The following is a 13,634-nucleotide window of genomic DNA, read 5'->3' on the forward strand; positions in this document are numbered from 1 at the left end:
ATGAGAACAAAAAAGGCGAAACATGCTGGTGAGCAATGGAAAAGGGAAATTGAAAAAGAGATTGCAAAATTTTCTCAACACTTCATGTCCAACTCAAAATGGGTAAAACTGATCGAGGTAATAGTTGCCAATGCCCATGAAATAAAGAAAATACAATTTAAAAAAATTCAAAATGAAAAAATTGGAGAATTATATCTGGATGAAAACAGCATTTTTGAGTTTGATTATTGGGATTCGGCTTTTGAAGGGAATAATTCATTTGGAGACTGGCTTCAATATAAAGAAATAGAATATCTTTCTTTCCCTAAAATTCTTGATTCCAACACGACTCAGGATCTGGAAAAAATTTCTACAATTACACAAAGCATTGGTGAGTTTTGTTTGGAATCGGATGAAAATGAATTGAGATTAATATGCTATAGAAAATGAAAAACTCTTTATCATTCTGAAAATGCAATAGAATAACAAAAACAACAATTCTTATATTTTCAAATTAAACTATGACAACCCTTATCTATGACGGAAGTTTTGACGGTCTTTTCACTGCGGTGTTTGAAGTTTTCGAATACCATTATAAAGACGTGGAAATCACAGGCAGAGAAAAGTTTTTTCAGGAAAATATTTTTGCCGAAATACATGAAGTCATTACGCAGACAGGTAAATCAGACCGGGTTTTAAAGAAATTAGAACAACATATAGGGAAACAGGGAATTCATCAATTGTTAAAAGTTTTTTTATCTGATGATCCTGAAAGTGAGATATTGATCTTATCTGCGGTTAAACAATCTATACAACATCCGGGAGAAAATATTCTGGAAAATTTTGCAGATCCTGATATTTTAAAAATTTCAAAAATCTGTAAGTCTGTAGACCGGGAAAGACATAGAATGACCGCTTTTGTACGCTTTGAAAAAATGAAAGATGGTATTTTTTTCGCCAAAATAGATCCGGACTTTAATGTTCTTCCGTTGATCAGAAAACATTTTAAAGACCGTTACCAGGATCAGAAATGGATGATCTATGATCTTAGGAGAAACTATGGAATTCTTTATGATCTTGAAAATTGTGATTTCTTTTATCCTGAAGAAAAACCAGATTTCAATCAATATCAACAGAAATTCCATGATGAAGAGAAGAACTATCAAACGCTCTGGCAGCGGTATTTCACAAAAACCAATATTGTGGAAAGAAAAAATCTAAAACTCCATATTCAGCATGTACCCAAGAGATATTGGAAGTATTTGACGGAGAAATACTAAGGAAGTACTTTGAAAATTTCAGCATGGGATAATTTAAAAATAACTGTATACCCGGATTCAGAATTCATACATTGTGGATAACTTTTTTTTAGTACAAACATTCATTCTAAAAAAACCTTACAAATAACTAATTACCAGTAGTATGAAGTGAAATTAAATTGACACTTATTCTTTGTGGATAACTTTTTATTGACTACAAATTGAGATAAACAATTTTCCAAAATATCCATTGCTCATTTGGTATTCAATACAATATTATCAATAATAATCCATATTCTCATTTTGTGAATCATCCCTATTTATGATGGATGGCAAAGATTGATCCGAATGTGATTTCTATTTTTTCATTTAAGCTTCGGCATTCTTCTGATTTGTGGAAACACTCCAACCCTAATCTTCATATTGTGGATAACTTTTTCCCACCATAAACAACACAGATACTTATGATAAGTTTCCAACACAAAAAACTAACTATCAATCACATACAGTGAAATTAAATCAACATTCCCACTTTGTGGATAACTTTTTAATGATCACAAATTTACATAAGCTTTTTTCTAAAATATCAATTTAACACCTAATAATCAGAACATTAAAACCGATAACAATCTATATTCTCTTTTTTGTGGATAAACTGATCTGTCAGGAGTGACAAGGATTTTCCTTAAAGTGATTTTTCTTTTTTTATTCAATCTGCAGGCGTCTTCTGATTTGTGATAAAACACGGGGTAATATTTCCATATTGTGGATAACTTTTTTCTACCACAGATGGCACTGATACTCATGATAAACCGCCCACACAAAGCATTAAATATCAACACCATGCAATCAAATAAAATCAACATTTCCACTTTGTGGATAACTTTTATGTTTTTTGAAATACTATTACAACATACTATATTTTTTTGAAAAACAAGTATGTAATTATTTAATTATCAAAAATATGTATATAAATCCCTGCCGGAATTCTGATTTTGTGAATAACTTTTATTTCCGGAGAGTTCGAAGTGCTTTTTTGACAATATACTGTGTTTCTTTAGTAGGACTTTCGCGAAGCCATTCATCACAGATTTCCGTTACGAATTCGGGTTGTGACTTACTGGCATCATTCAACCAGTTTCCCACACTATCTTGTACATATTTTGAGGGATCCGATCGTAATGGCTCTAAGATATCCAGTCCTAATCCCGGATTTTGCTTTAATTCCGGAATGTGCTCACACCAGACACCTCTGGGCCTCGTTGATTCACTGGCAAAACGTCTGACATTTTCATCTTTGTGCGATGTCCATCCTGACAACACCGACAGGCTTTCTGTAAGATTTTTTGAAATATCCGGACGTACCGTCATCCAACAGATTTCCCTTACTCCGAAATGATGATCAGAAGCAAAAGGCTGTATATTTTTCAGTTTTTCTTTAAGATCTGTCCTTGAATTTCCCCCCACAGTATAAGCAGACCAGCAGCGTACCAAATCTGCCTGATGTCTTGAAAGGTCCAGTAAAAATGCTTCATCATGATTTTGATGTGAAAGTTTTAGCAATCCCATTCCAATCGCTTCATTGACTGTATTAACCGTCTGTTTTTTCAGCTGATTCACAAGGTCTACAATAGGTTTCAAATATTCTGTCCGCCCATTTTGGTGAAGGAGATTTTCTAACAGTAATTTTTGATCTACCGCCAGCCATTCTGTAAGATTAGCTGTTTCAAGTTCTCCCCGATTCAGCTGTTCCAGAATATCTCCCGGAATGTCTTTAATGGAACGTGCTCCTTTTCTTTTTTCTGTCATAACACCCTTATTAATTCTTCTATATCTACTCTGTTCATGTAATTTACATCTAAAAACTTATATGTTACCATTCTATTTTCATCCACCACAAAAACAGCAGGAACCGGTAAGGTATTTTCATCATTTTTATTAAACTCAGATAGCTCAATTCTGATAATAAGGAAGTACAAGATCCTGAAGCTGAAAAACAATTCCTGATTCAACTGATCAATCTGCTTTGCCAACCTATGCATTACTTTTTAATTTATTATTTTTACAAAGGTCTAAAAGCCTTTAGAAACAGGCAATACCGCATATTTTTCACCCATAGGGATAAAAAAGTCAATTTTATGGAAATAAAGGAAAGAGCTGAAGAAAATAAAATCTGTCCATTGGAAGTAGCTGTGAACAGCATTAGTGGAAAATGGAAAATTCCTATCGTATGGCAGATCAATGAGGGTAAAAAACGGCCCAGTGAATTTCTTCGGGGTATTGCTAAGGTTGACCGAAGGGTTCTTAATCAACAGCTTAATGAAATGGTAGAAGACGGTATTTTAACAAAACAATCTTTCAATGAATTACCTCCCAGAGTTGAGTATACCTTAACGGAACTTGGAGAAAAGCTGGTTAGGATTCTTTGGCAGCTTAATGACTGGGGAAAACTGTTGATTCCTGAAGAAGAGAAAGCATAGCTTCTTAACCACAGGGGGGCCACATTTTTTTTAATACCCTGCAGTAGTACATACCACAAATACTTTATACTTTATACTTTATACTTTATACTTTATACTTTATACTTTATACTTTATACTTTATACTTTATACTTTATACTCTACTACATATTACAAAAATCATCATATTTGTAACTGTATCAAATGCCATATGAAAAAAATTATTTCAGGATTAACTATTCTTAGTGTTCTGGTAAGCTGCACCCCGGATAAAACATCTTCAAAACGTAGTTCTCAGGAAACCCAGGACTTTGTTTCCGAAGGTTCTGTGCTGGTCAATACAGGTAAAAATACCATCAAAGAAAGATTCTCTCCTCCTAAGGATTATGAATGGCTGGATGAAGCATCCGGTTCCTTCGGATATTTTATTGAAAACTTTAAACTGAAGCCTTATGGAAGTCAGATCCTGAAATATGATGGAACCCCCATTTCTACCCAACATCTCCATGAAGCTGTTTTTGATATTGACACGGGAAATAAAGACCTGCAGCAATGTGCTGATGCCGTGATACGACTGCGCGCAGAATATTTATATGCAGATAAAAAAACCGATGCCATCAAATTCCATTTCACAAGCGGGGATCTGCTCAGCTGGAATGATTATAAAAACGGAACAAGAGCTTTTGTGAATGGTAATTCTGTCAATTTTAGAAAAACAGGAGGCTTTGATGATTCTTATCAGAATTTCAGAAGTTATCTTGACCTCATCTTCAATTATGCAGGAACGATCTCTTTACATCAGGAGACAAAACCGGTCACTAAAAATTCAGATTTAAAAACCGGAGATATCCTGATTACTCCGGGAAGTCCGGGTCACGTGGTGTTTATTGCAGGAGTATGTAACAATAAGGACGGAAAGAAATTATTCTTATTGGGTGAAGGGTTTACTCCGGCTCAATCTGTTCATTTACTGTCCAATCCTTTTAACAAAAAAACTTCTCCTTGGTATGATCTTAATGTTGACTCTCCTGAAACCAAAACGGCACGATATATTTTTAAGCCTACAAACTTCAGAAGCTTTTAATAATTTATATTCAAAACTATTAGAAAGTTACTGCCATAATCTGAACTTGTTTTTGTAAATTTGTGTTCGAAATTTTTTACTAGATGAAAGAGAGTGCTGTAAAAAAAATTGCAGTTCTTACTTCAGGAGGAGATTCTCCAGGTATGAATGCTGCATTAAGAGCGGTAGTAAGAACCGCCAACTACTATAATATCGAATGCTACGGAGTGAGAGAAGGCTACAATGGTCTTATCAATGCTGATTTCCTGAAAATGGGAGCTCGTTCCGTAAAAAATATAATCAACCAGGGCGGAACTATTCTAAAGTCAGCCAGATCCCACGAATTCAGAACTAAAGAAGGCCGTCAGAAAGCTTATGATAACTGTGTCAAGCTTGGAATAGACGGATTGGTATGTATTGGAGGAGACGGAACCTTTACGGGAGCCAAAATCTTCAATGAAGAATTTGGAATCCGGGTAATTGGTATACCGGGAACTATTGACAATGATATCTTCGGGACTGATAATACCATTGGGTATGATACAGCTCTGAATACAGCTATGGAAGCTATTGACAAAATCCGTGACACGGCTACTTCTCACAACAGGGTTTTCTTTGTAGAGGTGATGGGTCGTGATGCCGGTTTTATTGCTTTAAACAGTGGTCTGGCAACAGGTGCTTTGGATATTTTAATTCCTGAGAAAAAAGACAGCATGGATGATCTTTTTGCAAAATTCCGAAAAGCTGAAAAAACAGGAAAAGCATCCAGCATTGTAGTGGTAGCAGAAGGTGAAAAACTAGCCAATGTTTATGGATTGGCAGAAAAAACAAAGGAAATATTCCCTGACTATGACATTCGTGTAGCGGTTTTAGGACATATGCAAAGAGGAGGATCCCCAAGTTGTGCAGACAGAGTATTGGCCAGCAGACTTGGATATGGTGCCGTAGTAGGATTAATGGAAGGACAAAACAATGTAATGGCAGGAATGCGCTCCAATGATGTGGTGTATACTCCTATTGAAGAAGCCATTAAAAAACATAACGAAATCAACAAAGATCTGATGTTGATTTCAGAAATTTTAGCAATCTAATTATTTTTATAATCTAATAAAAACAAACTATTATGTCAACAATTAAAGTAGGTATCAACGGTTTTGGTAGAATTGGACGTCTTGTTTTCAGAGCAATGACTGAAAGAGACAACATTGAAGTTGTAGGAATCAATGACCTAATCAATGCAGAATACATGGCTTACATGTTAAAATATGACTCTGTACATGGTGTTTTCCCAGGTGAAGTTTCTGTAGAAGGGAATGATCTTGTTGTAAACGGGAAAAAAATCAGAGTAACTGCTGAAAAAGATCCTAACAACCTAAAGTGGAATGAAATTGGAGCTGACTATATCGTAGAATCTACAGGTCTTTTCTTATCTAAAGACTCTGCTCAGGCTCACATCAATGCAGGTGCAAAAAAAGTAATCCTTTCTGCTCCTTCTAAAGATGATACTCCAATGTTCGTAATGGGTGTAAACCACAAGGAACTTACTGATGATATCAAAATTTTATCAAACGCTTCTTGTACTACAAACTGTTTAGCTCCTTTAGCTAAAGTAATCCACGATAAATTTGGAATCGTAGAAGGTTTAATGACAACTGTACACGCTACAACAGCAACTCAAAAAACTGTTGACGGTCCTTCAGTGAAAGACTGGAGAGGTGGTAGAGCTGCTCTAAACAACATTATCCCTTCTTCTACAGGTGCTGCTAAAGCAGTAGGAAAAGTAATTCCTTCATTAAACGGAAAATTAACAGGTATGTCTTTCAGAGTACCTACTGTAGACGTTTCTGTAGTTGACCTTACGGTAAGATTAGAAAAAGCGACTTCTTACGATGAGATCTGTGCGGCTATCAAAGAAGCTTCTGAAGGTGAATTGAAAGGAATCTTAGGATATACTGAAGATGCAGTGGTTTCTCAGGACTTCGTAGGAGATAAGAGAACTTCTATCTTCGATAAAGATGCTGGTATCATGCTTTCTCCAAACTTCGTAAAACTTGTTTCTTGGTATGACAACGAAATGGGTTATTCTAACAAGTTAGTAGATATGCTTGTACACGCTGCTTCTTTATAATAAGTAATGAGCGATAAGCAATAAGTAATATAAAACCTTCCCGATGGGAAGGTTTTTTTGTTTTAAGAGTTACTGTTTTTCAAATTCCATAAAGATTTTGAATCTGGCATTTCCGGAACAATGCCTTCTTTTGTCCGGAAATGGATCCTGCCAGCGTCTCACTGAAATTACCGGAACATTCCATCCGTATCTGATCCATTTCAAGTTTTTGTGTTCAAACATTTTCGTTTTAATCCAAGCATTGGCTGTAGCTTCGATCTTCTTACGCGGTGTCGGCGCATCGCCACAACCTCTGACTCCTCTCCAGGATGATACTAGATCAGCCTCAACTCTTAAAATGTTTGATGCAACTATTTTACTCTGATCAACCTCAGGGTTGGCAAATTTTGCATTTAATGAGTCTCTAACTTGTCCAAAGATCACTCCTGTCCAAAGCAAAAGTGGCAGTAAAATTTTCGTTTTCATAATTAGTTGTTTTAGGGTTAAAGTTTTTATCATTGAAGAGCAGAGAAATTCAATTCTGAAACAATATCTTTTTAGAACTGATATTTTGATGACTCTTAGCTTCACAACAAAGTTTGGACTTTTATGGAGACAAAAAAATAACCCGTTTGTGTTATTTTTCAGAAAAAAAATGAAACCAAGCTTCATATCATCTAAAAGGCTGATCAATATCATCAGGGGATTTCGGTGTAAAACTTGTACTTTTATATTACATGGAACGAACGACAATACAACCTCGCTTTAAAGATTCTCCTCATTTCAAAAACTTTTGGGAAGAAGGCAATGGCAAACAGCTCATTGAAATTTCAGGAGCTGAAGTGAGTTTTGAAAACTTTGAGAAATATGCGCCTTTCTTTTATCATGTAGATGAAACCGGTGATGAGGTTGTAAAAGAGGTTTATTTTACTAAAAAATACCAGGAAGCCTCCAGAGAAATTGAAAACTATATCCGCAATGGTGTTTCTGAAACCGACGATGTTCCTGACAGCGTAAAAAAATTATTCGCCCAAACCCAAAAGGTTCCTGAGTGGCTTGATTATAACCTGCTTAAAAGCGGTGCTGAACTTTGTATGAGAAGTAATCTGGACTCTCTGATCTCACTGCGGGATTACTGCCTGATCGGAGGATATGATTATGCTTATCTCAATAAACCGCTGATTGTAACGGAAGCCTTAAAAAAAGGAGCTGTAAAGCGTCTTTCGGAAACACTGGATTTCTGGGTCAATGCTACCCGCTACAATGCACTCGAACTTCACGCAAAAGGATATGAGTTTGCCATAAAAACCAGGCTTATCCATTCCTATGCCAGGCTTTCCATAAAAAAACACTATAAAGACTGGGACACTGAAAACTGGGGAGAGCCCATCAATTCCTGGGATATGATGGCTACCTATATTGGGTTCAGCCTCGTTTTTCTTCACAGTCTTCAAAAACTGGGAAACACTTTTTCTGTTGAAGAAGAACAGGGCATTTTTCACCTCTGGAAATATGTAGGATATTTATTAGGAATTCCGGAGCAGCTTCTTCCCGATAATAAAAAGCAGGCTACAGAATATTTTTATCTATGGACTTCGGTTCAGCCACCTTCAGATAAAGACTCTGTTCTCCTTGCCCATTCTTTACTGAACGAATCGTTAGAAAATCCTATTTTAAAATTTGAATTCCAAAGAAAAAACTTAAGGTATCTCCATATCTGCTGTACCTGGTTTCTTTTGGGTGACGAGGTTTGTAAAAGACTACAAATTCCGGAAGTTTCCTATAAAAAACTATTTCCAAAATCTAAGATATTTTTCAATAAAATCTATGACAATCTGGTAAGCCGGGAAGCAAGAATACAAAGAGGAAATAAGGATCAGATGAAGGTACTGGAAGACTATCTGAATATCACAAAAAACTCAAATTTCCATTAGATAATATATCTGTTGCAAATAAAAAATATGTTTTAAAATTTCCCGAAAACTATATTCTGCATCTGCTTCGTTATGAATGAGATCAGTAGTAAAAATTTATCATTTTTTAACTTTAAAAACAGGTTTCACCCATAAATAATATTAGTTTTTGATATTTAAATTATGTATTTTTGAGAAATATTTTAATAGCGATGAGTAACATTGAAGATAAGAAAAAAGCACTCGCATTAGTGCTTGACAAATTAGATAAAACATACGGAAAAGGAACTGTAATGACTTTGGGGGATGCTGCCGTAGATACGACCATAGAAGTTATTCCTTCAGGATCTTTAGGATTAGATATCGCATTAGGCGTAGGTGGATATCCAAGAGGAAGAATCATTGAAATATATGGTCCTGAATCTTCAGGTAAAACAACATTGACTCTTCACGCTATCGCTGAAGCTCAAAAAGCAGGGGGTATTGCTGCATTTATTGATGCTGAGCACGCTTTCGACAGAACCTATGCTGCAAAACTAGGAATTGATTTAGAAAACCTTATTATTTCTCAACCGGATAACGGTGAGCAGGCTTTAGAAATTGCGGATAATCTTATCCGTTCAGGAGCTATTGATATCGTTGTGATTGACTCTGTAGCTGCTCTTACTCCAAAAGCTGAAATTGAAGGGGAAATGGGAGACTCTAAAATGGGTCTTCATGCAAGATTAATGTCTCAGGCATTAAGAAAACTTACTGCTACTATTTCAAGAACAAAATGTACGGTAATCTTCATCAACCAGCTAAGAGAAAAAATCGGTGTTATGTTTGGAAACCCTGAAACAACTACCGGTGGTAATGCTCTTAAATTCTATGCTTCTGTAAGACTGGATATCAGAAAAGCAAGTGCTCCAATTAAGCAGGGTGACGAAGCTATCGGAAGCCGTGTGAAAGTGAAGATTGTGAAAAACAAAGTAGCTCCACCTTTCAAACAGGCTGAATTTGACATTATGTATGGAGAAGGAGTTTCTAAAGTAGGAGAAATTCTTGATACAGCAGTAGATATGGGAATTGTAAAGAAAAGCGGTTCTTGGTTCAGCTACGAAGAGACCAAATTAGGTCAGGGACGTGATGCTGTAAAAGATGTTTTAAAAGATAATCCTGATCTTGCTGAGGAATTGGAAAATAAAATCAAGGAAGAATTGAAAAACAAATAATTTGTTTCAATTAAAATAAAAAACGGTCTGAAAATTCAGACCGTTTTTCTTTTGTATGCTTATTATTAGTCTGCCATCTTACCTTGCAACTGTAATGCTCCGGCAACCTGCATTCCTTTGGTCAACGTTTCAAATCTCATATTTCCTTTACTAACAAAGGCATCAATTGTAAAGAAGTCTTCCATTTCAGAATTTGTGATCAGCTTTAATTTCAGTATGTAGCCTTTAGCACTTCCATCTGCCAGTACTTCCGTTTCTCTGAAGTCTATAATCTTACCCACAAAATCAAAACATCCATAATTAGGAAGATCCTGGCTTGGTTTATACGCTGTAAAATCCTCTCCCGTCATAGTACCGTCCGGTAATTCAAAACTCTCATGCAGATCCAATACGAAAACAATCCCACTGATATTAACATTTAAATTTGTCTGTGTCAAATATCTGTTCCTATTCTCCACATAATCCGTTGCGAAAAACCAAATTCCAAAGGTATCTCTTGCCGAACCTCCAATAACCGCTTCATTGTTGTTCACATTTTCCCATTCGTTAATTTCCTTTGTTTCAAAATCCAGGGAAAAATCAGTTTTTACTTCCGGATACATGGTAGTAAAATCATCGGAAAGCACCGGCTTGAATTTTACATCTTTAAATTCTGTATACTTCAGCTTATCCTGGTCATAAGCGGGGTCTTCCATTCTAAATAAAGACATGGTATGGATCAAATACTCGGAAAATTCTTTCTGGTTCTGAAAGCTTTCAAATCCGAAAACCCCACCCCACGTACTCGCAAGGGTATGAACATTTGATTTTTTAATCTTGATTCCAGCTTCGTTACTACTTTCCGGTATTTTAATTTCTTCTATATTGGTGAAATACTCTTTACCCTCTACCAATTGATTATTCATGATCTCATTGTTTTCTTCCTGAGAAAACTCTGAAAAACCTTTATAAGTGATGCTTTGGTTTTCAAAAACATAAGGCAATGCTGTTTTAGCTTTATCAAAACCTTTACAATGATAGGAAAGCGTGATTGATTTGAACTCTCCTTCCTGGGTTGCCACTTCATGGTTGCCATTATCATCAAACTTAGAATGGTATAAAATCATATATGACCTGATCTTACCTTCCTTAAGCTCAGACTCAAACTTTTTTTCCATTCTTCCGATAGCATCTTCCATTGAAAACATATATGTAGCATCGTTCACCATATAGGCAAATCCTTCCACTTCACCATTTTCCTTTTCAAATGCAGAAATAGGGGCATAATCACCCTTTAGCTGAAGCGCAATGGAATAGACAATATAATCATTGTAAATCTTTATCTTTTCATATTCATTATTGATCTTCTTTTCTTCAACCGGCTCCGAAGGCTGTTCAGGTAATGTATCTACCATTACTTCCACTTCTTCAGCTTCTTCCATTACATTTTTAACTGATGTTTCATTTTGCTGAACCGGAGCATAAACTTCCTCCTGTCTGTTTTCTTTTTTCTTAAAAAAATTAAAGATTCCCATATTGTTATTATAATTGGCGGTAAATATAATAAAAGGGATGAATAGACCGCTCATAAAAAAATGTCATTCTGTCACATTCTTCTTCGTGGTATTTTTTTTGAGAAGTTATGGGTAACAATTAAAAATCTAAAATATTATGACTAAAGGAAATATTAATGTATCTGTTGAAAATATTTTTCCCCTTATAAAAAAGTTTCTTTACAGCGACCACGAAATATTTTTAAGAGAATTAATCTCTAATGCTACTGATGCTACCTTAAAATTAAAGCATTTAACAAGTATTGGAGAGGCTAAGGTTGAATACGGTAACCCAAAACTTGAGGTTAAAATCGATAAAGAACAAAAAACGTTACGCATCATCGACCAGGGTATTGGTATGACGGGTGAGGAAGTTGAAAAATACATCAACCAGGTTGCTTTTTCCGGAGCTGAAGAGTTTTTGGAAAAATATAAAGATTCTGCAAAAGATTCAGGAATTATCGGACATTTTGGGCTTGGATTCTACTCTGCTTTTATGGTGGCTGAGAAAGTGGAAATCCTTACCAAATCATATAAAGATGAACCGGCTGTAAGATGGATCTGTGATGGAAGCCCGGAATTTACCCTTGAGGAAACAACGGATAAAACTGACAGAGGTACAGAAATCATCCTTCACATTGCAGAAGATTCTGTAGAGTTTTTAGAAGAAGGAAAAATCCGTGAGCTATTATCAAAGTATAACAAGTTTATGCCTGTTCCTATTAAATTCGGAACAAAAACACATACCCTGCCTTTACCGGAAGATGCTCCTGAAGATGCAGTGGCGGAAACAGAAGAAGTAGATAATATCATCAACAACCCTACACCGGCATGGACTATCGCTCCAAGTGAGCTGACCAACGAAGATTATATGAAGTTCTATCACGAATTGTATCCAATGCAGTTTGATGAACCTCTATTCAATATTCACCTTAATGTTGATTATCCATTCAACCTTACCGGAGTTTTATTCTTCCCAAAACTGAGCAACAATCTGAATATCGACAAGGATAAAATCCAACTCTACCAAAATCAGGTATTTGTAACAGATGAAGTAAAAGGTATCGTTCCGGATTTCCTGATGCTTCTTAGAGGAGTTATCGACTCTCCGGATATTCCGTTGAATGTATCCCGCTCTTATCTTCAGGCAGACGGTGCTGTAAAGAAAATTTCTTCTTATATCACCAAAAAAGTAGCCGATAAAATGGTTTCTCTGATCAACGAAAACCGTGAAGATTATGAGAAAAAATGGAACGATATTAAAATCGTTATTGAATACGGAATTATCACTGAAGAGAAGTTTTCTGAAAAAGCAGATAAATTTACGTTGTATCCTACCACAGACGGAAAATACTTTTTATGGGATGAATTAGTTGAGAAAATCAAGCCGTCACAAACAGATAAGGATAACAAATTAGTTGTTCTCTATGCTACCAATGCTGATGAACAGCACAGCTACATCCAATCTGCAAAGGATAAAGGATATGAGGTACTTTTATTAGACTCTCCTATTATTCCACATGTGATCCAGAAACTGGAAACTTCAAAAGAAAACATCTCATTCGCAAGAGTAGATGCTGATCACATCAATAACCTGATCAAAAAAGATGAGCCGGTTATTTCAAAATTAAATGAAACTGAAAAAGAATCTTTAAAAAAGAATGTAGAAGAAGCAATACAGGATGCTAAATTCACCGTTCAGCTTGAAGATCTTGACAGCAGTGATGCTCCTTTCACTATTACTCAGCCGGAGTTTATGAGAAGAATGAAAGAAATGCAGGCTACAGGCGGAGGTGGAATGTTCGGAATGGGAGGATTCCCGGAAATGTACAATCTTGTTGTCAATTCCAACAGTGAACTTTCTAATCAGATATTAAAAACTGAAAATAGTGACGAAAAGCAAAACCTGATCAAATATGCTCTGGATCTTGCCAAACTTTCACAGAATTTACTGAAAGGAAAAGACCTGACAGACTTTATACAGAGAAGCTATAAGCAACTTGAAAAATAATATTACACAAGAGACTGTTTCAATTTTGAAGCAGTCTTTTTTTACTAAAAAGGATGAGGAAGTTGGAAAACGCTAAGGCGCAATTTTTTTGATATA

General features: G+C 35.7%; 13 protein-coding genes. 9 read left to right on the forward strand and 4 right to left on the reverse strand.

Annotation, left to right across the window (positions count from 1 at the left end):
* Together JML65_RS16985 and JML65_RS16990 are read left to right on the forward strand one after the other, a co-directional pair.
* Positions 1-429 carry a hypothetical protein gene (locus tag JML65_RS16985; protein WP_202271517.1) on the forward strand — a complete coding sequence of 143 codons (429 nt, stop codon included), beginning with the start codon at positions 1-3 and terminating at the stop codon, positions 427-429.
* 71 nt (positions 430-500) lie between these two features.
* Entirely contained in the window at positions 501-1,259 is a 759-nt protein-coding gene (locus JML65_RS16990; protein ID WP_202271518.1) for a TIGR03915 family putative DNA repair protein, read from the forward strand.
* A 987-nt stretch (positions 1,260-2,246) separates the two neighbouring features.
* Here JML65_RS16990 and JML65_RS16995 read toward each other — a convergent pair.
* Entirely contained in the window at positions 2,247-3,047 is an 801-nt protein-coding gene (locus JML65_RS16995) for a DNA alkylation repair protein (protein WP_202271519.1), read from the reverse strand.
* A complete protein-coding gene (locus tag JML65_RS17000) occupies positions 3,044-3,280 on the reverse strand; it encodes a hypothetical protein (RefSeq protein ID WP_202271520.1) in 237 nt (78 codons plus the stop codon). Before JML65_RS17000 ends, JML65_RS16995 begins: the two co-directional genes overlap by 4 nt.
* A 96-nt stretch (positions 3,281-3,376) precedes the next feature.
* Here JML65_RS17000 and JML65_RS17005 point away from each other — a divergent pair, with 96 nt between their 5' ends.
* From JML65_RS17005 to gap, 4 genes are all read left to right on the forward strand, one after another.
* Positions 3,377-3,718: a winged helix-turn-helix transcriptional regulator gene (locus tag JML65_RS17005; protein ID WP_202271521.1), complete on the forward strand. Its 342-nt coding sequence runs from the start codon at positions 3,377-3,379 to the stop codon at positions 3,716-3,718.
* 191 nt (positions 3,719-3,909) lie between these two features.
* A complete protein-coding gene (locus tag JML65_RS17010; protein WP_202271522.1) occupies positions 3,910-4,782 on the forward strand; it encodes a DUF4846 domain-containing protein in 873 nt (290 codons plus the stop codon).
* An 83-nt stretch (positions 4,783-4,865) separates the two neighbouring features.
* A complete protein-coding gene (pfkA, locus tag JML65_RS17015) occupies positions 4,866-5,852 on the forward strand; it encodes a 6-phosphofructokinase (protein ID WP_047490116.1) in 987 nt (328 codons plus the stop codon).
* Between the two features lie 32 nt (positions 5,853-5,884).
* A complete protein-coding gene (gene gap, locus JML65_RS17020; RefSeq protein WP_047490113.1) occupies positions 5,885-6,889 on the forward strand; it encodes a type I glyceraldehyde-3-phosphate dehydrogenase in 1,005 nt (334 codons plus the stop codon).
* Positions 6,890-6,958: 69 nt separating this feature from the next.
* On the opposite strand, the gene JML65_RS17025 is transcribed toward gap, so the two are convergent.
* The gene (locus JML65_RS17025) at positions 6,959-7,354 is read right to left on the reverse strand and encodes a hypothetical protein (RefSeq protein WP_202271523.1); all 396 of its coding nucleotides are present in this window, start codon (positions 7,352-7,354) and stop codon (positions 6,959-6,961) included.
* 251 nt (positions 7,355-7,605) lie between these two features.
* Here JML65_RS17025 and JML65_RS17030 point away from each other — a divergent pair, with 251 nt between their 5' ends.
* Together JML65_RS17030 and recA are read left to right on the forward strand one after the other, a co-directional pair.
* Entirely contained in the window at positions 7,606-8,802 is a 1,197-nt protein-coding gene (locus JML65_RS17030) for an oxygenase MpaB family protein (protein ID WP_202271524.1), read from the forward strand.
* Between the two features lie 191 nt (positions 8,803-8,993).
* Entirely contained in the window at positions 8,994-9,995 is a 1,002-nt protein-coding gene (gene recA, locus JML65_RS17035) for a recombinase RecA (RefSeq protein WP_047490101.1), read from the forward strand.
* Positions 9,996-10,060: 65 nt separating this feature from the next.
* Here recA and JML65_RS17040 read toward each other — a convergent pair whose 3' ends face one another.
* On the reverse strand, positions 10,061-11,563 hold the full coding sequence (locus tag JML65_RS17040; RefSeq protein WP_202271525.1) for a hypothetical protein: 1,503 nt from the start codon (positions 11,561-11,563) through the stop codon (positions 10,061-10,063).
* An 82-nt stretch (positions 11,564-11,645) separates the two neighbouring features.
* Between JML65_RS17040 and htpG the strand changes: the two genes are divergently transcribed.
* Positions 11,646-13,538 (forward strand): molecular chaperone HtpG, encoded by a 1,893-nt coding sequence (gene htpG / locus JML65_RS17045; protein ID WP_047490095.1) that lies wholly within the window; start codon positions 11,646-11,648, stop codon positions 13,536-13,538.
* Positions 13,539-13,634: the final 96 nt, after the last annotated feature.

Source organism: Chryseobacterium sp. KMC2 (genome assembly GCF_016756935.1).
GTDB lineage: Bacteria > Bacteroidota > Bacteroidia > Flavobacteriales > Weeksellaceae > Chryseobacterium > Chryseobacterium rhizosphaerae.